This window comes from Micromonospora sp. WMMD558, assembly GCF_049315255.1.
GTDB lineage: Bacteria > Actinomycetota > Actinomycetes > Mycobacteriales > Micromonosporaceae > Micromonospora.
In genome coordinates, this window is record NZ_CP186061.1 from 5169604 (window position 1) to 5191855 (window position 22252).

Genomic DNA, 22252 nt, shown 5'->3' on the forward strand with positions numbered 1-22252 from the left:
ATAGGGTGGGACGTCGGCGCAGGTAACCCGCCGGGCGATGCTGTGACGACGACGAAGCTGGGCGCCGGTGGCAGCGATGAGTCTGCCGGCGCCCACTGGTCTACCTCTCCGACCGAGACAACCGACTCATCGGGAGTAAGGCATGGGCCTGATCCACATCGAGCTGTTCACGACCCTGGATTTCGTCGGGCAGTCGCCCGGTAGCCCCGACGAGGATCCGGTGGGGTTCCCGTTCGGCGGCTGGCAGGCGCCCCTGCTGGACGAGGTCACCGGGGCGCAGGTCGGTGCCGCGTACGAGGGCACGGACGCCCTCCTGCTCGGCCGGCGGACGTACGACATCTTCGCCGCCTACTGGCCGCACCAGGAGGGCGGCGAGGACAACGAGATCGCCACGCTGTTCAACAGCGTCCCCAAGTACGTGGCCTCGCGCGGCAGGCCCGACCTCTCGTGGGCCGGGTCAACCCGGCTCGGCCCGGATCTGGCCGGCGCGGTGCGCGAGATCCGTGACCGGCACGAGCACGTGAAGGTCGTCGGGAGTCTGAACCTGGTGCAGACTCTGCTGCGCGAGAAGCTCTTCGACCGTCTGGACCTCTGGGTGTACCCGATCGTGCTCGGCGTCGGGAAGAAGGTGTTCGACGGTGGCGCGGTGCCCACGAACCTGACACTCCTCGAACCGCCGGTTGCCGGTCAGCAGGGCACCGTGTACCTGCGCTACGGGCTCGCCGGTGGCACGCCCGGGACGGGGGACATGAGCGCACCCGATCGAGGTGCCGGGCGCGACGGCTGAGCCACCCCGCGTCAGGGTCGGTGTTTGACCGCCTCATGTCCAGGAACGTAGGTGGTTGACCAACTGAGAACGACGAGGCATCCAGGTGAACCGCCAGCCTGACAAGCGCACGTCAACTGTTCCCTTCCCGCGAACGGACGGTGACAGCGTCTTGATTCACGCGGCCGATCCTGGTGTTGGTGCGACGATGGAAGGCGTGGGATCTGTGAGAACTGATATGCCTGCTGTCTCGCCGCTTGCCGGCGAGCCGATCAAGCGTGCCGACGCCGAGCGGCTCGCGGGAGTGCTGAAGGCGGTCGCCGATCCGGCCCGACTGCGACTGCTCAGTCTGATCCAGTCCGCCCCGGAGGGCGAGGCGTCGGTGAGTGACCTCACCGCGCCGCTCGACCTGTCCCAGCCGACCGTGAGTCACCACCTTCGGATCCTCACCGAGGCCGGCCTGCTCGAGCGCGAGAAGCGCGGCGTCTGGGCCTACTACCGCCTGGTGCCGTCCGCGATCGCGGGAATAGCCGACCTGTTGACGCCGCCCCGCAAGCGGGCGACGAAGAAGGCCCGCTGAGCGGCACCGCCGAGGACCGCGCCCGAGCGCTGACAGGACGACCGGTAGGACCTCATACCCCTCGCCCTCGGCGAGGTCCGCCGTCTGCTGCACACCTGATCACCGGCGTCCGACCCGGCGCCACATACGTTGATGGTCACGACAGCGACGCCGGCATCAGTACCGCACCACAACAGCCGCTGCCCCGGTTTCCTGACGACTTCGTTCGGTGCGCCATACCGCTCGACCGGGCGTCCTCGCCTCCGCGCTGCCGGGATGGCCGATACCGGCGGGGCAACCGCGGGCGGCCGGGACGTTCCCCGGCCGCCCGCAGCGCTCGATCAGGCCGACCGCGTCCTACGGCTGCATCTCGTACGCGCCTGCGAGCGCCTCGACCTGCGCCCAGACGGCGGCGGTGCGGGACGCGTCCGGAACCGGGCGGCGCAGGTGCGCCACGGCCCAGGCGGCCTGCGCGTCGGTGGTGGCCGCCTTGCCGTACAGCTCCGTCGCGTAGGCGGAGAAGTCCCCGACGAGTACCGCGAAGATCTCATCGAGCAGGTGCCGATCCAGGGCGGTCAGCTCGGCCTGCTCCAGGATCAGCTGACCGTAGACGACCAGCGCGAAGAGCTGACCGAGGGTGAGCAGGAAGTCCAGGTCGCGCTGCTGATCCTCGTCCGGGGCGTGGGCACGCAGCAGTGCGCAGAGTCCGTCGGCCTGTTCCCGGAGCACCGCCACGTTCGGGATGTCGGCGTACGTGTCGTACGCGCCGCGCCAATCGTGGAACCGGATCGCCCCGAGGCCGCGGGCCGGCCCCTGCCGGAACAGGAACTCGTCGTCGGCGGGGTCCTGACGGGTGGGTACCGGCGCGAAGTCGGCCGGTTGGAACAGGTAGTTCGGCATGAACTTCAGGATCAGGGCGAGGTTGACGTGCACGGTGCCCTCAAGCTTCGGCAGGCCACGGATGTCCTTGGCGGCCTTGTCGAAGTAGGTGTCCGCCTCGAAACCCTTCGCGGCGATCACATCCCACAGCAGGTCGATCACCCGCTCGCCCTCGGTGGTGACCTTCATCTTGGTCATCGGGTTGAACAGCAGGTACCGCCGGTCGTCAGGGCCCGCCGACCGGAAGTAGTCGGTGGCACGGTCGCTGAACAACTTCATCGCGACCAGCCGGGCGTACGCGTCGGTGAGCTCGCGCCGCACGTGCGGGAAGTCGGTGACCTGCTTGCCGTAGAGCACCCGCCGGTGCGCGTGGGTGACCGCCTCGTACATCGCGTGCTCACAGATGCCGATGGAAGCGGTGCAAAGGTTGAACTTGCCGACGTTGACGGTGTTGAGCGCGGCGTCGAACGCGGCCTTGCCCGTGTGCAGCACGTCCTCGCCGCGTACCGGGTAGTCCTCGAGCCGGAACTCGCTGACGTACATCTGCCCGTTCACCACGTTCTTGACCAGGCGGTAGGCGGGGTGGCGGCTGTCCGCGGCGAAGAAGACGTAGCCGTCGGGCCCCTCGACGTCGGCGCGGCGGCCGAAGACGGAGACAAGGCCGGCGACGTTGCCGTTGCCGATGTAGTACTTGCCGCCGTTGGCCCGGTATCCGTCCGCGCCGTCCGGAGTGAGGATCATGTCGGTGGAGTAGATGTCGGCGCCGTGGCTGCGCTCGGACAGGCCGAACGCCATGACATGACCGTCGGCGAGCAGCCGGGCCGCGTTGGCGCGGGCGGTCAGGTTCGCGCTCTGCCACACCGGCCCGAGACCCAGGACGGTCACCTGCCAGGTGTACCAGTAGCCGAGACCGTAGAAGCCGAGGATCTCGCTGAGCGCTGCGTTGCGCGCGGTGTCCCAGCGTCTGCCCTCGGCCCCGCCACCGTCGGCTGCCGGCGTCAGGAACGTCGCGAACAGGCCCTCCTTCGCGACGAAGTCCAGGAAGTCGCCGTACCAGGCCCGGTCGTTGTAGCTGTCGACCAGTGCCTTCTTGCCGCGGTTCTCGAAGAAGTCGACAGTGGCGCGGAGCAGCCTGCGCGTCTCGTCGTCGAGGTGTGCGGGGTCGTAGGTGCGCGGGTTCAGCAACAACGAGTTCGCCATGGTGGCAGTGCCTTCCTGGGGAGTCAGCGGCCGAGGCCGTGGAGGGTTTCGAGGACGTCGTCGAGCCAGTCGAGGACCATCCGCTCGTACGCGACGCCACCCCGGAGCACGACGTGCCGCAACCGCTGGCCCGCGTCGAGCTCGCCGGCGTCGAGGAAATCACGCCGCTCGCCGGCCAGGTAGCGGTTGAGGGTGGCTTCGTGGTCGGCGCGGTACCGCTCGACCTCGACGATCAGTGCAGCCCGGCCGGCATCGTCGTCGAACGCTGCGCCGCGGATCTTCACGGCCAGTTCGTGGCGGACCGTCTCTGGCTGGACGGGTTCCCGCAGCCAGCTCGCGAGCACCCCTCGGCCAGCCGCGGTCACGGAGTAGCGCCTCTTGTCGGGGCGCCCATCCTGGCCGATCTCCTCGGCGGTGACCCAGCCGTCGGTCTCCATCCGCCTGAGGACGCGATAGATCTGCTGGTGGGTAGCCGTCCAGAACCGGCCGATGGAGCGCTCGAACCGCCGGGCCAGCTCGTAGCCGGACCCGGGCTGCTCCAGCAGCGAGACGAGAATCGCGTGTTCCAGTGCCACACCGGCGATCCTGCTATGCAACTCGTTGCATAGCAATCCCCCGGCGACATTCTGCGTCGCGGGCGACGCGCCCTTCGACAGCCGCGGTTCGGTCGCCGGTCTAGGGCGGCTGGGTGTCCCGCGCCTTATGCCCCGCTACCCGCTCGGCGTACCGACGGCCTTCACTCGTAAACCGCGTTGAAGGGGGTTCGGGTGCGCCGCCACGGTTTCCGGCGGCCGGCAGGGCTTCCATGGCTCGGGAGCATCGGAGTAGCCCGCGGTGACGACCAGAAGTACGGGACCGGTAAAAATAACCAGTTCGGCGAGGACGGTGTTGTACCTGCCCAGAACGACCGCGTACTCGTTCTCAGTGTCGGAATAGCGCTTGGAGCCCAGCAGAGTGTGGAACCGCACCCACCGGTCCCGCACGGCTCGAAGTTCATGCGGCAGCTTCGAACAGCCCGGCCACCGCTCATCCCACAGCCGCGAAAGTGCGACGGTGTCCACAATATCGCCGGTCATCGGCCCGCGCGGTCCCTCATCTTGACGTCCGTCGCCTTCAGACATCCGCACGATCGATCCACTCGACGGTCGCGAACAGGTTGGGCCGGGCAACCACGAACGCGGCCTCAATTAGTGCGGACTCACGCGCATCCTCGACGACCTGCTGCCACGGTTTGCCGACGTCAAGCGGCTTGTCGAGCCGCTCGTGGCCGTTCCAGAACGCGCCACCGTCCATGACTGCCCACAGCTGGAAGTACAGCACCGCCTGATCGTGGGCAGCCAGGTCATTGATGACGTCCACAAGCCGGGCAGACGGCCAGGCCCGTTGGATGCTGCCGGCTGTCGTCGGCAACGACGCCGTCAATGGAGGCAAAACCTCCTGCCGCGCTGCCGCCGGTATGCGTCCCGCAACTTCGGCACCGCAGGCCGGTACGCGCACTACCGCTACGAGGTCGAGATCCTCGCCTTCGTGCTGGACCGCCTGAAGGCGACGAACGCCTGACCGAGGACGACGTCCTGGCGTTCCTGATGCCGGCGCTGCCGCACGGTGTATCCGCGACAGCAGCGCCGGCGTCGTCCGCTCTGGTGAGCGAATGCCTCACCAGATGATCGCGGCGACCACCACACTGACGACCAGTCCCGTAACCACGGGCAGGAACAGCCTGCGGGCGAGGTCGACCACGGACACCCCGCAGAAGGTGGCAACGGCGATGAGCGACGACCAGATGACCAGGGTGCCGCCGCCGGTCCAGGACGCGCCGTTCTGCGCGATGGCGGCGAGCGTGGCGGTGTCGACTCCGGCGTGCGGGCTGAGCGCCTCCGAAAGGGAGCCGGTGAGCGGCAGCCCCGCCCAACCCGATCCGTCAAGCCCGACCGTCATGCCGGCGAGCAGGACGGCGAACATGATGACGATCGGGTTGCTCGGGATGTGCTCCTCGACGCTGCGGATAGCGTCGAACAGGAATCCTGGCGCCGTCTGGTCCTCTGCCAACCCCATGATGCGGCCGGAGAAGTCCGAGATGCCGATGAAGACGAAGCCGGCGATGGGGATGACGATGCCCATCGCCTTGAACGCGAAGGAGAGGCCTTCGACGACGTGCTCGGCGCAGCTCTCCAGGGAGCGGACCCCGTCGCTGGTCACCGCAACGGCGAGAAGCAGCAGTGCTGCCATGCCGCCGACCAGCGGGGCCCCCGCACCGTCGTCGACCGACACCAGGTCGGTGAACCGCCCGAGCAGCATGTAGACGAGCAGCGCGCCGAAAGCGACGGGCACCAGGACGGCGAACAGCTTGGCCCGCCCATCCTGTCCACGCTGGCCGGCAGGATCGTCGTCGAGCCGGGCGTCACTGGCTACTGCCTCCCGCTCCTCCAGCGCCTCCGGCGGTGGCTGCTTCGTCGCCAGAGCGTGGCCGAGCTGCCCGGAGGTGCCACCCGTACCACTGACGCCGGCCACTCCAGCGATCGCGAGTTCGGCGCGGTGCGCCACGTTCGTCTGGGCGCTGGGCTCATCTGCCGCCGCAGTGCTCAGCCCGCGACGACGCACCGTCAGGACATAGCTCATCGCCAGTGCGACGATTCCGACCACCCACGACAGGACCAGGGCCCGGTCGGCGATCAGGTCGGCCGACACGTTGGCGCCGCTCGCCGAGAGACTCGGCGCGACACCGATGACGTAGTCGGAGGCCAGGGCCATGCCCTGTCCGGCGATGGCGATCGCGATCGCACCGAGCATCGGGGACAGGCCCGCCCGGATGGCGGCCGGGAGCAGGATCGCCGCGATCAACGCCAGGGTCGGCGTGGGCCAGAAGAACAGGGCGAAGATGTACGTGACAACGAACAGGACGACGTAGGCGACCGGCCCGCTCACCATCAGCCGACGGAACGGCGCCACCATCCGGTGCTCGGCCCCGATGGCTCTCAGCGCCGCGAGCATCGCGGTGACGAGCGCGATGATGAGGAAGATGTTGAACAGTTCCGACGCGGCCACCAGACTGGCGCGGAACACGGACGCCACTCCCCCGGGCACGCTGCCGGTGAAGGTCACGGCGGTGAGGAAGGTCGCGGCGATGGCGGGAACGACGACGTTCTTCCGGGCGACCATGACGACGATCAGGGAGGCCAGACCTGCCAGGTACACCCAGTGCGCAGGCGCTATTTCCATGGTTGTCTCCTAGCTTGCGTGCTCGGAGTGGCTAAGGGGTGTGGCCGCGAGCGTCGTCGCGGCGGCGCGAGCGCGGACGGCCTCGGCGAGTGGCAGCAGGTGCTCCTGCGCCACCGACCGCCCGTACTCGCGCAAGGCGCCCGTGCCCACGCTGTTGATCGGGATCGAGACGACCCGGTCCCGGAACAGGACAACGTCGACGTTCGGCAGCAGGGCGGACAGTCCGAAGGCCAGCGGAAGTCCGTTCTCGAAGACCTCCGAGGCATGGCTGCTGCCCACCAGCACGCTGAGTCCGCGCGCGGCCGCGCTCGCCACCACGGCCGAGTCCGGGGGAGCCGCACTGATGCTGAAGATGACCGTTGAGATGGCCGGATACTCGGCGAGCAGCTGGGCGAGCTGCTTCTCCCCGAAGCCGGTGTGTGGGAAGGCGTGCAGGACAACCTCGCCAAGCGGATCGTCGAGAGCACCCGCGAGCACCCGCATCCCCGGAGCTGTGGCGCTGTCCACCAGGTCGGCGCACTGGCGGACGGAGCGTTCCCCGTCCAGGATGCGCAGGTCCAGGGACCGCTCCAGGCCCGCGTCGAGCCGGGTGAGTACGTCACCGACCGTGGTGACGCCCGGTAGCGGCCGGCCGACCATGACCACCAGCCCGTGTACCCCGTCGTAGGCGGGGTTGACGTAGAAGGGCTGGTGGCCGTGGAGGTAGGCCATGCCGGGGTGCAGTCCGTGGAAGGCTTCGTGGCACTCCAGCACCGCGATTCCGTACAGCGAAAGGTAGTCGGCGAGCGTCACTCCACCGGAACTCGCCGCGTCCGCGATCGGGTGGTGCGCAACGATCGCGTCCACGCCGCTGGCATGCGCAAGTTCGATGTGGTGCTCGGTGATGGTCATGGCGACCGCGAGCCGCCGCACCGCTTTGTCGGAGGCCCCCCAGACCAGGCCGGGCCGCTCGGTCACCGCCTTGCCGGGTATCCCCGAGTCCTTGCTGATCACGTACGGGTTGCGGCCCCCGTCGGAGCTGGTGACCCGGCCGCCGGTCAGCCCATCGAGGGCCGCGACCACATCGGCCACCGTCGGACCGGTCTGCGACGCTGTCTTGTTCGTCACGCGTTTCGTCCGCCTTCCGTTGATGTCAGTGCGACGCGCACTGGATCGGGTGCGGCGGAAGCAAGAAGCTGCCACCGCTCGGACTTGGCGGCGTGCGCGAAATTCGCGCAGACCGCCAACCGCCATCGGCGACAGCTGTCGGGCTCTTCGGGACGGAAGCTCCCTAGACCGTTCGTCGGCTCTGAACACGACGTCCTCGTCGGCCCGTACCCGTAGGAACAGCGCCTCAGAGGTGTGTGATATATATCGGCGCCCGCCGGAGGGTGTCAAGACCTCGACCGAACCGTCCGACGATCACTAGAGTCGCGCCATGGATCGCTCAGCCAGCACCCCGCCGCGGACGCCCGGAGAGCTCAAGCAGGAGATCCTGCGGGTGTACAACAGCGTCAACCAGGGGATCTCCGGCGTCGGTGTGAGCCGGCAGCGGGTCGACCTCCTGGACGACCGGATCCTCATCCTCGCCCAGCATCAGCGCGTCAAGGCGCTCGCGACGCTGGATCCCGCCCACCGCGACATCACCCGCGAGGTGGACGTGGCGCTGCTGGACGAGGGCAAGCGGCGGCTGGCCCAGGAGTTCCGGGACAAGATCGGACTTGCGGTACGGGTCGTCCTCAAGGACTACGACCCGAGCACGGAGCTCTCGGCGACGGTGGTGGTCCTCGACGCCCCGCTGGTCCTCACCGAGGCCCGACGGTATCCGTAGCGGCGCCGGCCCGGTCCGGACGGCGCCGCTGACGTGCCGGCTTCGTCGGCGGCAGGTCAGCGACGACGCGGGTGACCCGGGACTACCCGCCGAGCCCCAGGTCCGCGACGTGCTTGGCGAACGCCTCGAGCGCGGCCGCGCCGACCGCCTTGTCCTGCTCGCCGTTGCCGCCGCTGACCCCGACGGCGCCGAGGATCTGGCCGTCGTACTCGATGGGGAACCCGCCGACGAAGATGGCGAACTTTCCGGGGTGCATGTGGCTGATCCCGAACGCCTCGTTGCCCGGCAGCGCCGGGCCGTTCGGCGGCTCGTTGAACTTGTGGGTCGCCCGCTCGTGGCCGGCCGCGGTGAACGCCTTCGCGATCGCGATGTCGACCCCGGTGAGGCGGGCACCCGGCATCCGGTGCAGCGCGATCGCATGGCCGCCGTCGTCACAGACGCAGATCGTCTGCCTGACGCCGATCTCCTCCGCCTTCGCTCGAGCTGCCGCGAGCATGGGGAGTGCGTCGTCGAGCGTGATTCGGTAGATCCTGTGCACCGTGCCTCCTCTGCCCACTGCCGGGCGGTCCGTGGCTACAGCCTGCCGGGGCACGGAGATCGCGAACAATGGCTAGACTGCCGCGAGGCCGCGAGGGTAACTTGTGCAACCTGTCCAAGGAGTTGTCGTGAGTGACCCATCGGCCAGTGTGCCGGACAGCCCGCCCGGCGACGCGGATCCGCAGCACCTGACGGTGGGCCGGCTGATGCAGGAACGGTTGCTCCGCCCCGCCCGTACGGCGGCATCGGCCGACCTGCTCGACACCGCTGTCACCTGGTGTCTGCCCTGGGACGAGGTCCAGGCCAGCGACGACCCGCTGCCCGGCGTCGTCGTCCATGCCCGGGCCGACCAGCTCCGACCGACGCTCCTGGCCGGTCTTGGGCGGCGCAACGCCACGGCCGTCGTCGTCGCCGGCGGGATCGCTGATCCTCCCCAGCCCGCGGTCGACCTGCCGGTGATCCACGTCGGTGCGCACGTCGCGTTCCGACACCTCAGCCAGCTTGTGGCGGAACTCGTCCTTGCCCGGGACACCCACGTCCTCCGCTACGGCCTGCGAGTGCACCGCTCGTTGGTGGAGTTGCTGTATCGCGGGGCCGGCCTGGCCGCGCTCGGGCACCAGATGGCCCGGCTGTCCGGGTGCACGGCCGCGATCCTCGACCCGCAGTACCGGGTCCTGGCGTTCGAACGCAGCCGCGACCGCGTGTTCGAGGCGGCGGCGGTGGCGGACGCGCTGCGCGAGGACGCCGCGGCGGCGCCGCCACCGCTCGTTTCCGAGCAGCCGAACACCGGTCCTGAGGTCCGGACGCTGCTGATCGACGGGGCCAGCGCGACGTGCGTGCTCAACCCGATCCTGCTCGGCGGTCGCCACGACGGTTGGGTGGTGATCGTGGAGTCAGCCGATCCACCCCTGCCGCACGACATCGCGCAGCACAGGGTGGTCGTCGAGCAGGCCGCGACCATCGTCGGTACCGAGATGCTGCGCCTGCGCAGCATCGAGCAGGCGCAGGAGCGGGCGCGGGGCGACTTCGTTCACGCACTGCTGCACGGCCGTTTCTCCACTCAGCACGAGCTCGAAGCCCGGGCGGCGCACTACGATTTCCCGGTCGGGGCGACCTTCGGCGTGGTCGTCGCGAGCGGACTCGGCTCGGTCGGCAGCCCCGACTCCCCGACCGCCCTGTTCCAGCTGGCCCGGCATGTCACCCGCCTGGACGCCCGGCCGAACGCGCACACCCTGGCGACCGTCGTCGGCGACGTGCTCGCGGTGGTCCGCCAGGTCGATCCGGCGGGCCGGCGGGATTCGCCGGGCGCGGAGGACCGGGCGCTGGCGGACTTCGCGTACACCCTGCAGACGGAGTTGGAACGAAGGACCCACCACCGGGTGGCCGTGGCGTACGGGCGCTGCGTCGGCGGCGCGGCCCGGATCTTCGACAGCTACCGCGAAGCGCGCATCGCTCTCGGGATCCGCAACCGTCTCGGCATGGACCGGGTGTGCGGCTTCCAGGACCTGCGCGTGTACGCCACCCTGGTGGAACTCGCCGAGAGCCCGCAGGGGCGCGCCTTCGCCCGCGACGTGCTGGCCCCGCTGCGCGGCGCCCGCGCCGGCGGGAACGACCTGGAGCAGGCGGTCATCGCCTACATCGCATCCGGCGGAAACCTCAACGCCGCCGCGCGGGACCTGCACATCCACCGCAACACGATGCTCTACAAGCTCGACCGCGCCTCCCGGCTTCTGCAACTGGACCTACGCGAGGCGGAGCACCAGTTCGCGGTGTGGCTTGCCTACAAGCTCGGGCTGCTCGCCGACACGGTGACGGCCGTCGACCGGGATCTCAGCCCGGCGTAGCGGGCGACGTCGCGTCGTCGTCGGGCGGGGACGGGTCGGGGCCGATGAAGCTGACCACCAGCCCGAGCCCGGCGGCCGCCGCGCCTCCGGCGAAGAGCAGCACCAGAGCATCGTGCGGGTAGACGACGGCCACCCAGGCCGCACCCAGCGCCGAGCCGCCGAATCGCATCATGTTGAACAGACCGAGGGCCGCTCCCGATCGGCCCGCGGGTGACCGGGTCGCCCCGGCGGCGGAGGGCGTCTGGACGAGGGCCACGCCCACCCCGACCGCGATGAGCAGTGCGACGAGCAGCGCCACGCTCCGGCCGGCATTGCCCGCGTACAGCCCCAGCAGCAGTTCCGCCGTGCCCAGCACGATCAGTCCGACGCGCAGGATCCAGCGCGGCCGGGTGCGCTCGCTGAGCAGGCCGACGAGCGGAGCCAGCAGCGCCATGGCGGCGGGAAGTGCCAGGACCAGCAGGCCGGTGAGGGCAGTGGTTCGCCCGAGGGCGCCCGTGACGTACAGCGGAACCGCGACGAGTGTCGCGGCGAGACAGAACATCTGTACGGCCGCGGCCACGGTGCTGCGCAGGAACCGCGACTCGACGATGAGACGCGGTCGGATGATTGGCGCCGCAGCCCTGGCCGAGGAGATGACGAAGGCCGCCAGAAGTACGACGCCCGTCGCGGCGAGCGTGACGGTGAGCCAGGGCGGCACCATGTCCTGCGGGACCGCGGTGGCGGCGGTCATCACGAACGCGGCGCCGAGGGTCAACGAGACCGCGCCCGGCCAATGCAGCGGGGTGGTGTGGCCCCGGTCGTCCGGCACGACCAGGACCGTGGCGGCCAGCAGCAGCACGGCCACCGGCGCGAGACACCAGAAGATCGCCCGCCAGCCGGCCAGATCGGCCAGCAGACCGCCCAGCGGGGGACCGATCGCCTGTCCGATGCCGTTGGCGGCCGCCCACGCGCTCATCGTGCGGGCCCGCTGGGTCGGCCCGTAGATGGTGGCGAGCATCCCCATGACGGCCGGCGGGTAGGCCGCACACGCCACGCCCTGCAGGGCACGCATCGCGACGAGCACCGGCAGCGACGGCGCCAGCGCCGCACCGACCATGGCCACCGCCATCACAGCCAGCGCCACGATGACCGTACGGCGTCGGCCGAACCGGTCGCCCACCCAGCCGCTCAACGCCATGCCGGCGGCCAGGACCAGGACGAAGCTGCTCACCACGAGCACGCCGGCGGAGAGCGACACTCCGAGATCGGTGGTGATGTCGCGCAGCGGCACGTTCAGCACGTTGTTGATGACCGTGCCGAGCAGCGTCGCACCGAGCAGGGTCAGCAGTACGCCGAGCCCGCCGGACCTTCGCCGCGGCGAACCCTGCGGGTTGGCCGGGGCGGTGAACGACTGCGCGGCTGTGACCCGCGGCCGAGTGTCCCGCACGTCCCGTCCTTCCCGTCGTATGCGCAGGTCACATACCGCCCGAGCGTGCACCGCGACGGCCGGGTAGTGCTACGGCCGCCCTGCACAATCTTTGCCCGCCGGCCTGTGCACATCGGCGCTAGACGCTTACCGGTCCGCACGCGGACGCTGACCAGCAATCGACCCCCTGCAAGCGGCAGTGAGGTGGCACATGCAGCTAACGGCGACCCACTGGGTCTATCTCGCCGGCGTTGTGGTCATCATCGGGACGATGATCGCCCGGAAGAACATCGTAGTCCCGGCGGTGGTCGCGACGTTCGCGACCGCGCTCGTCTTCTCGAACAGCATCGTCCGTGCGCTCTCCGCGGTGTTCAACGCGAGTCTTGTGGCGGCCACGGCGCTGTTCAACATATTTCTGATCATCGCGTTGGTGACGGCGATGTTGCACTCGCTGCAGGCGATCGGCGCCGACCGGAAGATGGTCGCCCCGTTCCGGGGCGTCATGCGCAACGGCCACCTCGCGTTCTGGACGCTGGTGGTCGTCACGTACTTCATCTCGTTGTTTTTCTGGCCGACCCCGGCGGTGCCGCTGATCGGTGCCGTACTCATACCGGTGGCGATCCGCGCGGGTCTACGGCCGATGGCCGTCGGCCTGGTGGTGGCGATCGCCGGCCAGGGCATGGCCCTCTCCTCCGACTACGTCATCCGGGTGGCTCCGGGGCTCTCGGCGACGTCCGCCGGGGCGGACGCGAACCTGGTCGCCGACCGGGCGCTGGTGCTGTCCCTCGTCGTCGGTGGGGTCGCCCTGGCGGTCGCCTACCTGATGGAGTTCCGCCGGATGCGTCGGCCCGAGCCGGCCCTGCTCGTCGAGTGGGAGACCGCGACGAGCAGCGGCGACCAACGGGCGCGGGATCTGGCGGTCACCCGGCGCGAGCGCGAGCTGATCGAGGTCGGCGCGGGCGAGCGCGAGGCCGGCGGCGGCGACGTCCCGCCACCGCGGGGTACCGCGCCGACCATCGGGCACGGCGTCGCGCTGCGGGAGGAGTACGACAGGGGGCGGGACGGCGGCCCCGACGAGCCCGCCGTCAGCTACCGCGGCAACCCGATGATTCCGACCTTCTTCGCCATCTTCGTACCGGCGGCCTACCTGTCGCTGATCGTGTACATGGCGGTCGCCACCTTCTCCGACAGCGTGCCCGACCTGCGGGGCGGGGACGCCGCCGCGCTGGTCGGTGGCATCGCGGCGCTCACCGTCTTCCTGGCGGCGCTCGCCGGGGACGGCAAGGGTTTCCTGGACAGCTCGGCGAAGCACGTCGTCAACGGACTGGTGTTCGCCTTCAAGGCCATGGGGGTCGTGCTGCCGATCGCTGGATTCTTCTTCATCGGCAACGGCGAGTTCTCCGGCCAGATCCTCGGCACCGCCGACCCGACCAAAGGGCCGGCCCTCCTGCCGGACCTGGTCGTGGCGGCCCAGGACCACATCCCCCAGAGCGGCTTCGTCGCGGCCTTCGGCATCCTGATCGTCGGCCTGATCGCGGGCCTGGACGGGTCCGGCTTCTCCGGCCTGCCGCTCACCGGAGCGCTGGCGGGCAGCCTCGGTCCGGCCACCGGGATCAGCGCCGAGACGCTCGCCGCCGTCGGGCAGATGGGCAACATCTGGTCCGGTGGTGGGACGCTCGTCGCCTGGTCCTCACTCATCGCCGTCGCCGGTTTCGCCCGGGTGCCGGTGATCGACCTTGCCCGCAAGTGCTTCATCCCGGTCATCAGTGGGCTCGTGGTTGGGACCCTCTTCGCGGTGGTCTTCTTCCCCTAGTTCTCGGCAACACCTGCTGCAGAGGCGGCCGGGCAGGGATGCCCGACCGCCTCCGCCGGGCCGCCCGACCGGGCTCAACGAGCGGTCACGGCGACGGTGAGCTCCACCTCGACCGGGGCGTCGGACGGTAGGCTCGCCACCCCGACTGCCGAGCGCGCGACGGCGCCGCGGTCGCCCAGCCAGTCCCGCAGCACCTCGGACGCGCCGTCGGCGACCGCAGTGTGCTGGGTGAAGCCGGGACGGCAGGCGACGTACACGGTCATCCGCAGGCACCGTCGCACCTGCTCCAGTCCACCGACCGCCTGCGCCACGGCGGCGAGGGCGTTGCCGGCCGCCAGGCCGGCGGCGGCGCGCGCCTCGGCCACGGTCAGATCCACGCCCACCAGCCCGCGCGCAACGAGCCGGCCGTCGACCCGCGGGGTCATGCCCGCCGCGTATGCCGTGCCGGCATGTACCACCGCCGGAACGTAGTGGCCCTGCGGGGCCGGCGGGGCCGCCAGGGCGCCCCGGCCGGCCGGGTCAGCCACCGAGCACCACCCCGTCCTGCCGGGGGTCGGCACCGCCGACGAGGCAGCCCAGCCGTTCGTCCACGGAGACCACGAGGGCACTGCCGCCGGCGTCCCACGGCCCCACCACCCGGACCGGGTGCCCGGCGGCGCGCAGACCCGCCAGGACCCGCTCGCTCAGCCGCGACTCGCAGATCAGCTCGTCGGGCGCGCCCACCACGTCGGCGTCGCTGCCCGGGAAGACGCTGAACCGCGGCGCCGACACCGCCTCCTGCGGATCCAGGCCGTGGTCGACCAGGTGCGAGAGCACCTGCATGTTCCACTGCACCTGCCCGTCGCCGCCGGGCGTGTTGCCGACGTGGCGCAGGGCTCCCGTGCCGTCGGTCACCAGCCACGCGAGGCAGGTGTGCAGCGGACGGCGCCGCGGTCGTACCTGGTTCGGGTGGCCGTCGATCAGGTACGCGCCGCGTCCCAGCCGGTTGTTGAGCACGATGCCGGTGCCGGGGACGGTGATCCGGGCGCCGAAGGTGAAGGCGAGCGAGTGGATGAAGCTGACCGCGCGGCCGTCGCCGTCGACCGCGACGGTCGTCGTGGTGTCCCCGTCGGGTGTCAGCCCGGCCGTGACGAGGGAACGCCCTCCGGTGGACAGCCTCGCGCGCACGTCCGCCACCGCCTCGGGTCGCAGCAGCGCCCGCCAGGCGTCGGTGTCGGCGGCACACCGGTCCCAGCGGTCCCGGAAGGCCTGCCGGGCCGCACCGGCGAGCCAGCCCACCGCCTCGGCGCCCAGCCACGGCAGGCCGGCGAGCGTCCCGTCGCAGACGGCCGCCTGCTGGAGCACCATCCAACCCGGCGTGGGCAGCGGCGTCGCGTGCACGACCAGGTCGCCGTACCGCCCGGCGATCGCCTCGCCCTCGATCGGGACGCCGGAGGCTGCCCACTCGTCGCCGCTGAACGGGGCACCGGCCGCCGCCAGCGCGGCCACCGCGCGATCAGCCAGGTCGCCGGTGTGCAGGGCGCGGGGATCGGCCGCCAACGACCGCAGCGAGTCCGCGAGTTCCGGCTGCGCGAGCCGCTCGCCGACCTGCGGTGCCCGGCCGGTGCGCAGGAACGTCCGCCGGGCTCCCTCGTCGGCACGCAACTGCGCCTCGTGCTCGAGGATGTCCGCGCGGGTCTTGCGGGTGCAGGGCAGACCGCGTTCGGCGGCCGCGATCGCCGGCGCCCACAACTCGGGGAGGCTGCGCGTCGCTCCGCGGACGTGCAGTGCGGCGATGGCGGGAACCGCACCCGGAGCCGCCACGGCCAGCGCCCCGGTGAGGGGAATCGCGGACAGTCCTCGCGCCCGGTAGAAGTCCGGCTCGGCGCCGTCCGGCCCGTACCCGCTGCCGTTGATCGTCCACACCGACCCGTCCGGCTCACGGATCACGGCGAAGGCGTCGCCGCCGACGCCGCACTGACCTGGCAGCGCCAGCCAGGACATCGCGGCCATCGCCACGGTCGCATCGATCGCGGTGCCGCCGTCGGCGAGTACGCGATGACCGACGGCGCTGACCGCCGGGTGGCTCGCGGCGGCCATGTGTTCGCCGGCGAGGACCGCGTTGCGGGCCGGTGCCGGCCAGTCCACGCTCACCCGGGTCACCTGACCGGTCGGCGGCGGCGCGGGCCGCCGGAAGCGATGTCCTCCGGCGTCACGCCGACGTAGATCTGCCCGTCCTCCTCGCGCACCGGGAACGTCTTGATGGGTTCGGTGGCGGGCGGGCAGACCGGCTCGCCCGTCTCGAGATCGAAGACGCTGCCGTGGCAGGAGCAGCCGATCCCGTCGTCGACCAGCTTGCCCGACGACAGCAGGCAGTCCAGGTGCGTGCAGTAGTTCGACGTCGCGTACGCCTTGCCTTGAGACCGGGCGACGCACAGCTCCAGGCTGTCGGCGTAGAAGCGACGGACGTATCCGTCGGGCACCTGGCCGGAGCGGGCGACGCAGACAAATCTGACGGTGCCCGATTCCGCTCCCGTGGGCGCCGGGCCAGCGGTGTCGGGCGTGCTCATGAGGCCACGTACACGGTCTTGTCGACGGTGTAGAAGTGCATCATCGTCTCCCCTGCCTGTTCCTTGAACGTCTGGGTGCTGGAGTTCCTGAGCCCACCGAACGGCGCGTTCATCGCCATGCCGGTGGTGGGCTGGTTGACCTTCACCAGGCCGCTGTCGACCCGCCGGGCGAAGTCGAGTGCGCGGCCGACGTCGCGGGTGACGATCCCGGCCGACAACCCGTACGCCGTGTCGTTGGCGACGCTGATCGCCTCGTCGAAGGAGTCGACGCGCAGCACGGCGAGGACCGGACCGAAGACCTCCTCCTGCGCCAGCGGTGACGACGGGTCGACGTCGGTGAAGACCGCCGGGCGGACGAAGTTGCCGTGTTCCAGGCCCGGGCCGAGCGGCTCGTCACCGGCGCGCAGGTGAGCGCCGGCGGCCGCCGCGAGGTCCAGGTACAGCCGAGTCTTGTCCCGTTGGGCGCGGGTTGCGAGGGGGCCCATCTGCACCCCGTCGGCGAGCCCGTCGCCCACCCGACGGGCGCGAGCGAGGACGACCACCCGCTCGACGAGCGCGTCGTGCACCGCGTCGTGCACGATCAGGCGGCTGGTGCCGGTGCACGCCTGGCCGCTGAGGCCGAACGCCCCGCGGACCACGATGTCGGCCGCCCGGTCCAGGTCGGCATCCTCCAGCACGATCACCGGATTCTTGCCGCCCATCTCCAGTTGGCAGCGCTGGCTCGGTCCGACCGCCAAATGGATGGCCGCTCCGACGTCAGACGAGCCGGTGAACGTCACCGCCCCCACCCGCCGATCCGCGACCAATGCCGCGCCGGCCTCCCCGCCACCCTGCACGAGGGCGAGCGCACCGGCCGGGACACCCGCCTCCAGCAGCGCCTCGACCAGCCGCTGCCCCATCAGCGGGGTCACCTCGCTCGGCTTGAACACTACCCCGTTGCCCGCCGCAAGGGCCGGTCCCAGCTTGCGGGAGGGGATGTTCAGCGGGAAGTTCCACGGCGTGACGGCCACGACGATCCCGACGGGTTCCCGGGAGGTGTAGACGAGGCTGCCGTCGCCGGTGGCGTACGTGCGGCCCGCGACGCGCAGCGCCTCACCCGCGTAGAACCGCAGGTTTGCCGGGGTGCGGCGGGTCTCGGTGAGCGCCTCGGCGAGCGTCTTGCCCTCCTCGCGGACCAGTTCCCGGGCGAGGTCGTCGGCGCGGGCGGCGAGGACGTCCGCGGCCCGGTGCAGGACTGCCGCCCGCGCCTCCGGACCGCGCTCCGCCCATTCCCGGTAGCCCGCCGCGACCGCGGTCACCGCGTCGTGGGCGTCCTTCGCGTCGGAGTCCGGAAAGACCGCGACGACGTCGCGCTCGTCAGCCGGGTTCCGTCGCTCGCGCGTACGCCCGCTGGCCGAGCCCACCCACTCGCCACCGATGAAGTTGCCCTTCACAGCTGCTCCTCCAACGCCGTCAATTCGGACAGGTCGACGTCCTCGTCGGCGAGGACCTGGGGACTGACGGTGACCTGCCCGGCGATCAGTTCCTTGGCGACGAGGACGTCGGCCCCGCGGTCGACGGCGAACGCCGCCCGGACCAGGCCGTCGCGCAGGTAGAACACCGAGAAGTCGCATTCCTCGACCGAACCGCGCACCACCAGCTCGTCCCAGACCGGCGCGTGACCGGTGTACTGCAGGTTGTGGTCGTACTGGTCCGACCAGAACCAGTGCGGGTCCGCGTACACCCTCGTCCGGCCGATCATGTTGTTGGCGGCGGCGGCCGCCTGCCGGCTCGCGTTGTCGAAGTGCTCGACCCGGATCCGTTCGCCGAAGAGCGGATGCCAGTGGTTGGCCACGTCGCCCGCCGCGTACACGTTCGGCACCGCGGTCCGGCAGTACTGGTCCACGACGACGCCGTTGTCGACGGCGAGGCCGGACCGCTCGGCGACGCTGGTGTTCGGCGTGATGCCGATGCCCACCACCACGAGGTCGCCCTCGAGTCGGCCACCGCTGGTCGTCACGACCACGCCGGTCGGAGTCTCCACCACGGACTCGACGGACTCGCCCAGCCGCAGCCTGACGCCCTGCCGGCGATGGATCGCCGCGCAGCTGGCCCCGATCTCGCGGCCGAGTACGCGCTGCAGCGGCACGTCGAGCGCCTCCACCACCGTGACGTCGGCGCCCGTGGCGCGGCTGGTCGCGGCGACCTCGGCACCGATGAAACCGGCGCCGATGACGATCACGTGGACGCCCGGACGCAGCGCGGCCCGCAGCCGCTCCGCATCCCGCAGGGTGCGCAGATAGTGGATGCGCTCGCCCTCCACGCCGGGCAGCCGGCGTGGGCTCCCGCCGGTGGCGACGAGAATGGCGTCGGCGGCGACCTCGGTGCCGTCGGCCAACTCGACCAGCCCCCACTCGGGCCGGATCCGGACGACCGGCTGGCCGAGCCGCAGGTGTACGTCGTTTCTCGCCAACCAGTCCTCGGGCAACAGGTGCAGGCCGCAGTCGTCGTCGCCGGCGAGGTACTCCTTCGACAGCGGCGGCCGCTGGTACGGTCGGTCCGGTTCGGCGCCGAGCAGCTCGATCCGACCGTCGAAGCCGCGCCGGCGCAGGGTACGAGCGGCGACCGCCGCGGCCTGACCGGCGCCGATGGTGACGATGGTCCTGGTCATCGGCGTCTCACCCCGCTGCCCGAGCCGGGTGGGAGGCGGCACCGGGCAGCGCGCGCCCGGCGCCCGGTCGCGGGTTGACGTAGATCTTCCCGTCGTCCACCCGCACGTCGTACGTCGGTTGGCACTCGGTCTGGTCCGCTGCCTCGCCGGTGGCCGGGTCGAAGGACCACTGGTGACCGGGGCAGATGATCCGCCCGTGCAGCACCGTTCCCTTGCTCAGCGAGCGCTGCTTGTGAACGCAGACGTCGTGCAACGCGTAGACCCGGCCGTCGATGAGGAAGAGTGCTATCGGCGTCCCGCCGATCGACACCTGCTTCCGCTTGCGGCGGGCAAGCTCGGGCAGCTCGGCCACGAGCACCCACTCGCCGGGGTTGGTCTCGCTCACTCCCGACTCCCTCCGTGTCTGGGACGCTTGACCGGGGTGCCCAAAAGGGTGGGCCCCACCGATGGACCCACCCGTCTGGTGGCTCAGGTCAGGCGCTGACCAGGTCCGGCGCCACATAGGTGTCGTAGAGCGCCTTGGTGTAGGAAAAGCGCATCTCCGCGCCCCAGCGGACGAACTGCAGCGCGCGCTGCTGCAGCTCCGGCGTGTCGGCGTGATCCAGAACGATCTGGTAGCCGCGCTCGCCGTGCACCTCGTCCGAGGTGATGTGCAGCTCGAAGAACTCGATCTCGTCCTCGGTGAAGCCGTACACTTCGCGCAGCGGGACGATCTGCCGCTTGTAGATGCTCGGCACCTGGGACTCGAGACCCACGACCAGTGCCGCGGTCGCGACCGCGAAGTGCTCCCGCATGGCCGTGGCGTAACACCAGGCCTGAAGGCCGCGGGTCACCGCGTTGATGTTGTTCGGGTCCTCGATCCGCTCCCGCGTCGTCCCGCACGCCTCGGCGAAGCGGATCAGCAGGTCCGTGTGGCGGATGTCGGCCAGTTCCTCCTCGTACATGTTCTGGAGGAGGAAGTCCTTGGCGTCGGTGCAGGTGTCGGGGGTGTTGGCGTAGACGTAGCTCAGGTAGTCGGCGAACGGGCCCACGTAGTGGTAGTGGTTCTCCGCCCAGCGCGCGAAGTGGTGTCGCTGCAGCTTGCCGTCGGCCCATGCCTGGCTGAACGACGCGTTCTTGGCCTCCCGGCCCTTGATCGCCTCTTCGAGGGCAGCGCGGAACTCGTCGCGGGAGAGCAAGTCGGTCATCTGGTCGCCCCTCTCTCTGTGTGTCCGGTCCCGGCAGCTCAGCGTGGCGCCACGGGAATCCCTGGGGTGTCACCAACGCTAGGGAGCCGACGACTCGCGCCCCACGGTGAAGATGCACATCCTTCGCCGTGGTGTTCTGTGCAAGAAGCCCACGGAATGGTCGCCGGCCGATGTGCCATCGTGGATCGGTGGCAACGATCGACAGCGCGCCTCGGTGCCGGCTCAAGTGGGCGCCGACCAGGCGCAGCAGCGACCGGCAGCGTCGGTGGCGGGAGCGGATGGCGGTCGTGCTGGCGGTGAACAGCGGAGCCACCGACGCGATCGGGTTCCTGGTGCTCGGCGGCGCCTTCACCAGCGTGATGACCGGAAACCTCGTCCTGCTCGGGGTCGCCGCGGCCGGGCCCGACGCCGCGCTGGCCATGAACACCGGGGCGGCGATCGCCAGCTTCATCCTCGGCTGCTCGCTCGGCACGCGCATCGCCGGCACCCCGAGACCGGACGACCCGGTGTGGCCACCCGCCGTGACCCGCGCGCTGGCTGTCGAGGCGGTGGTGCTCACCGCGTACGCAGTGGGCTGGTGGGTGACCGGCGCCCAGCCGTCGGGGCAGTTGCAGCTGGCGTTGCTGGCCCTCAACGCGCTCGCGCTCGGCGTCCAGAGCAGCACCGTGCAGCGCTTCGGCGTGCCAGGCCTGTCGACCACCTACCTCACCGGGACGCTGACCACCGTGATCGCCCGACTCACCTCCGGGCACCGGCTGCGCGACGTCGCGCAGAGCGTCCTCACCCTGCTGGGGCTGATCGCGGGCGCGGCGCTGGGCGGGTTGCTCGCGGTACGCGCGCCGATGTGGGCACCCCTCGTGCAACTCGCGTCCCTCGGCATCGTGCTGGCCGCTGCCGCCGCGGCGATCCAGCCGGCGCTCGACAATCGCAATGGCGCAGCCTGTGGGCCGTGACCGGTCCGGAAGGCTCATGATCGCGCTCACGCAGGCCTCGTGCAGCCAGCCCGTGGACATCGTGACGGGCGGCAGGGAGATTCCCCATCGACCGACTCTGGGGTCTTTGCTCGAAGCCGAGTGATGAATCGGCACAAGGTTGGAGACTATGGGCGTACCCGCTCCAGTTAGGAACCAGTTTGAAACAGCGCGCCACTAAGCCGAACCCGCCCGACGGCGAGCGGTTCGAACGCCGTCTGGACTGGCTCATGGGCGCGCTGGCGCTGTTGTTCCTGGTCGTCGTCCTGGCCGAACCGCTCAGCCGGAACCCGACCCTCTCCCTCGTCCTGACCATCACCATCTACGTGTTGTGGGCGGCATTCATCGCGGAGTTCCTTCTCCGGCTGTGGATCGCTTCGGACCGCCGCCAATTCCTCAAGCGCAACTGGTGGCGGATCATCATCCTCGCGGTCCCGATCCTGCGGACCTTCGCGCTGCTGCGCGCGCTGCGGATCGCCGCGTTCGCCCAAGTGATCAGCTCCGCCGTACGCGGTTCACACTCCGTCCAACTGCTGTCCGGTCGGGTGATCCGGCTGGCCGTGTTCACTGCCATCGTCATCCTGGTCGCCACCCACCTGGTCTACCTCTCGGGCGGCTACTCGTCCTACCTCAAGGCCCTGCACGACACGGCGATCAGCGCATTCGTCGGCCAACCAATTATTGAAGGAAGCGGCGTCGGAGAGATCATCGAGGTCGTGCTCGCCGCGTACTCGGTGCTGGTCTTCGCTACGCTCGCCGGCAGCATCGGCGCGTTCTTCCTCGGCGACGACCGGGAGCGGCGCTCGGATGCGCCCGAACAACAGCGGTGACCGCACGCGCTACTCCCCCATCTCGACCCACGT

The 22252-nt window shown here is 70.5% G+C and carries 23 protein-coding genes; 8 read left to right on the top strand and 15 right to left on the bottom strand.

Annotated features, from left to right (window positions below):
* Positions 1-142: 142 nt before the first annotated feature.
* Both ACN26Y_RS24625 and ACN26Y_RS24630 read left to right on the top strand, forming a co-directional pair.
* Positions 143-787, top strand: coding sequence for a dihydrofolate reductase family protein (locus ACN26Y_RS24625; RefSeq protein ID WP_155332564.1), 645 nt, complete (start codon positions 143-145; stop codon positions 785-787).
* A gap of 217 nt (positions 788-1004) precedes the next feature.
* Entirely contained in the window at positions 1005-1346 is a 342-nt protein-coding gene (locus tag ACN26Y_RS24630; RefSeq protein ID WP_196255682.1) for an ArsR/SmtB family transcription factor, read from the top strand.
* Between the two features lie 336 nt (positions 1347-1682).
* Here ACN26Y_RS24630 and ACN26Y_RS24635 read toward each other — a convergent pair whose 3' ends face one another.
* The 4 genes from ACN26Y_RS24635 to ACN26Y_RS24650 form a co-directional block, all read right to left on the bottom strand.
* Positions 1683-3404: an acyl-CoA dehydrogenase family protein gene (locus tag ACN26Y_RS24635; protein ID WP_155332565.1), complete on the bottom strand. Its 1722-nt coding sequence runs from the start codon at positions 3402-3404 to the stop codon at positions 1683-1685.
* Positions 3405-3427: 23 nt separating this feature from the next.
* The gene (locus ACN26Y_RS24640; protein WP_155332566.1) at positions 3428-3979 is read right to left on the bottom strand and encodes a PadR family transcriptional regulator; all 552 of its coding nucleotides are present in this window, start codon (positions 3977-3979) and stop codon (positions 3428-3430) included.
* 135 nt (positions 3980-4114) lie between these two features.
* On the bottom strand, positions 4115-4525 hold the full coding sequence (locus ACN26Y_RS24645) for a DUF3885 domain-containing protein (RefSeq protein WP_196255683.1): 411 nt from the start codon (positions 4523-4525) through the stop codon (positions 4115-4117).
* A complete protein-coding gene (locus ACN26Y_RS24650; RefSeq protein ID WP_230688750.1) occupies positions 4518-4724 on the bottom strand; it encodes a hypothetical protein in 207 nt (68 codons plus the stop codon). The genes ACN26Y_RS24645 and ACN26Y_RS24650 overlap by 8 nt, the downstream gene beginning before the upstream one ends.
* Before the next feature lie 9 nt (positions 4725-4733).
* On the opposite strand from ACN26Y_RS24650, the gene ACN26Y_RS24655 reads away from it, so the two are divergent.
* The gene (locus ACN26Y_RS24655) at positions 4734-4964 is read left to right on the top strand and encodes a hypothetical protein (protein ID WP_230688751.1); all 231 of its coding nucleotides are present in this window, start codon (positions 4734-4736) and stop codon (positions 4962-4964) included.
* Between the two features lie 96 nt (positions 4965-5060).
* Here ACN26Y_RS24655 and ACN26Y_RS24660 read toward each other — a convergent pair whose 3' ends face one another.
* Positions 5061-6623, bottom strand: coding sequence for a permease (locus ACN26Y_RS24660; RefSeq protein ID WP_155332567.1), 1563 nt, complete (start codon positions 6621-6623; stop codon positions 5061-5063).
* 9 nt (positions 6624-6632) lie between these two features.
* Entirely contained in the window at positions 6633-7730 is a 1098-nt protein-coding gene (locus ACN26Y_RS24665) for a Nif3-like dinuclear metal center hexameric protein (RefSeq protein ID WP_230688752.1), read from the bottom strand.
* Positions 7731-8040: 310 nt separating this feature from the next.
* On the opposite strand from ACN26Y_RS24665, the gene ACN26Y_RS24670 reads away from it, so the two are divergent.
* Entirely contained in the window at positions 8041-8433 is a 393-nt protein-coding gene (locus ACN26Y_RS24670) for a Na-translocating system protein MpsC family protein (RefSeq protein WP_155332569.1), read from the top strand.
* 82 nt (positions 8434-8515) lie between these two features.
* Here the strand turns inward: ACN26Y_RS24670 and ACN26Y_RS24675 are convergent, their stop codons facing one another.
* Positions 8516-8971 carry a GlcG/HbpS family heme-binding protein gene (locus tag ACN26Y_RS24675; RefSeq protein ID WP_155332570.1) on the bottom strand — a complete coding sequence of 152 codons (456 nt, stop codon included), beginning with the start codon at positions 8969-8971 and terminating at the stop codon, positions 8516-8518.
* A gap of 127 nt (positions 8972-9098) precedes the next feature.
* Between ACN26Y_RS24675 and ACN26Y_RS24680 the strand changes: the two genes are divergently transcribed.
* Positions 9099-10814, top strand: a complete 1716-nt coding sequence (locus ACN26Y_RS24680) for a PucR family transcriptional regulator (RefSeq protein WP_155332571.1) — start codon at positions 9099-9101, stop codon at positions 10812-10814.
* Here the strand turns inward: ACN26Y_RS24680 and ACN26Y_RS24685 are convergent.
* On the bottom strand, positions 10801-12240 hold the full coding sequence (locus ACN26Y_RS24685; protein ID WP_196255684.1) for an MFS transporter: 1440 nt from the start codon (positions 12238-12240) through the stop codon (positions 10801-10803). The two genes, ACN26Y_RS24680 and ACN26Y_RS24685, sit on opposite strands and share 14 nt — an antisense overlap.
* Positions 12241-12430: 190 nt before the next feature.
* Here ACN26Y_RS24685 and ACN26Y_RS24690 point away from each other — a divergent pair, with 190 nt between their 5' ends.
* Positions 12431-14032 carry a hypothetical protein gene (locus ACN26Y_RS24690; RefSeq protein WP_155332573.1) on the top strand — a complete coding sequence of 534 codons (1602 nt, stop codon included), beginning with the start codon at positions 12431-12433 and terminating at the stop codon, positions 14030-14032.
* A gap of 74 nt (positions 14033-14106) precedes the next feature.
* On the opposite strand, the gene ACN26Y_RS24695 is transcribed toward ACN26Y_RS24690, so the two are convergent.
* The 7 genes from ACN26Y_RS24695 to ACN26Y_RS24725 all read right to left on the bottom strand — a co-directional run bounded on the left by ACN26Y_RS24695 (position 14107) and on the right by ACN26Y_RS24725 (position 20418).
* On the bottom strand, positions 14107-14559 hold the full coding sequence (locus tag ACN26Y_RS24695; RefSeq protein WP_155332574.1) for a RidA family protein: 453 nt from the start codon (positions 14557-14559) through the stop codon (positions 14107-14109).
* Positions 14552-16165, bottom strand: coding sequence for a gamma-glutamyltransferase family protein (locus ACN26Y_RS24700; protein WP_230688753.1), 1614 nt, complete (start codon positions 16163-16165; stop codon positions 14552-14554). Before ACN26Y_RS24700 ends, ACN26Y_RS24695 begins: the two co-directional genes overlap by 8 nt.
* Before the next feature lie 5 nt (positions 16166-16170).
* On the bottom strand, positions 16171-16581 hold the full coding sequence (locus ACN26Y_RS24705) for a Rieske (2Fe-2S) protein (protein ID WP_155332575.1): 411 nt from the start codon (positions 16579-16581) through the stop codon (positions 16171-16173).
* Complete coding sequence (locus ACN26Y_RS24710) at positions 16578-18014, bottom strand: aldehyde dehydrogenase family protein (protein ID WP_155332576.1); 1437 nt, start codon at positions 18012-18014, stop codon at positions 16578-16580. The genes ACN26Y_RS24705 and ACN26Y_RS24710 overlap by 4 nt, the downstream gene beginning before the upstream one ends.
* On the bottom strand, positions 18011-19231 hold the full coding sequence (locus ACN26Y_RS24715; RefSeq protein ID WP_422733593.1) for an NAD(P)/FAD-dependent oxidoreductase: 1221 nt from the start codon (positions 19229-19231) through the stop codon (positions 18011-18013). Before ACN26Y_RS24715 ends, ACN26Y_RS24710 begins: the two co-directional genes overlap by 4 nt.
* A 7-nt stretch (positions 19232-19238) precedes the next feature.
* Entirely contained in the window at positions 19239-19616 is a 378-nt protein-coding gene (locus ACN26Y_RS24720; protein ID WP_230688754.1) for a Rieske (2Fe-2S) protein, read from the bottom strand.
* A gap of 88 nt (positions 19617-19704) precedes the next feature.
* The gene (locus ACN26Y_RS24725) at positions 19705-20418 is read right to left on the bottom strand and encodes a TenA family transcriptional regulator (protein ID WP_155332579.1); all 714 of its coding nucleotides are present in this window, start codon (positions 20416-20418) and stop codon (positions 19705-19707) included.
* Positions 20419-20606: 188 nt separating this feature from the next.
* Between ACN26Y_RS24725 and ACN26Y_RS24730 the strand changes: the two genes are divergently transcribed.
* Both ACN26Y_RS24730 and ACN26Y_RS24735 read left to right on the top strand, forming a co-directional pair.
* On the top strand, positions 20607-21371 hold the full coding sequence (locus tag ACN26Y_RS24730) for a DUF1275 family protein (protein ID WP_196255685.1): 765 nt from the start codon (positions 20607-20609) through the stop codon (positions 21369-21371).
* Between the two features lie 179 nt (positions 21372-21550).
* Positions 21551-22219 (top strand): hypothetical protein, encoded by a 669-nt coding sequence (locus tag ACN26Y_RS24735; protein ID WP_155332581.1) that lies wholly within the window; start codon positions 21551-21553, stop codon positions 22217-22219.
* Positions 22220-22252: the final 33 nt, after the last annotated feature.

Bases quoted from the DNA above. Each gene is read 5' to 3' on its own strand.
- ACN26Y_RS24660 (WP_155332567.1), bottom strand. From the start codon at position 6,623: ATGGAAATAGCGCCTGCGCACTGGGTGTACCTGGCAGGTCTGGCCTCC.
- ACN26Y_RS24705 (WP_155332575.1), bottom strand. From the start codon at position 16,581: ATGAGCACGCCCGACACCGCTGGCCCGGCGCCCACGGGAGCGGAATCG.
- ACN26Y_RS24715 (WP_422733593.1), bottom strand. From the start codon at position 19,231: ATGACCAGGACCATCGTCACCATCGGCGCCGGTCAGGCCGCGGCGGTC.
- ACN26Y_RS24625 (WP_155332564.1), top strand. From the start codon at position 143: ATGGGCCTGATCCACATCGAGCTGTTCACGACCCTGGATTTCGTCGGG.
- ACN26Y_RS24635 (WP_155332565.1), bottom strand. From the start codon at position 3,404: ATGGCGAACTCGTTGTTGCTGAACCCGCGCACCTACGACCCCGCACAC.
- ACN26Y_RS24645 (WP_196255683.1), bottom strand. From the start codon at position 4,525: ATGTCTGAAGGCGACGGACGTCAAGATGAGGGACCGCGCGGGCCGATG.
- ACN26Y_RS24690 (WP_155332573.1), top strand. From the start codon at position 12,431: ATGCAGCTAACGGCGACCCACTGGGTCTATCTCGCCGGCGTTGTGGTC.
- ACN26Y_RS24725 (WP_155332579.1), bottom strand. From the start codon at position 20,418: ATGACCGACTTGCTCTCCCGCGACGAGTTCCGCGCTGCCCTCGAAGAG.
- ACN26Y_RS24630 (WP_196255682.1), top strand. From the start codon at position 1,005: ATGCCTGCTGTCTCGCCGCTTGCCGGCGAGCCGATCAAGCGTGCCGAC.
- ACN26Y_RS24670 (WP_155332569.1), top strand. From the start codon at position 8,041: ATGGATCGCTCAGCCAGCACCCCGCCGCGGACGCCCGGAGAGCTCAAG.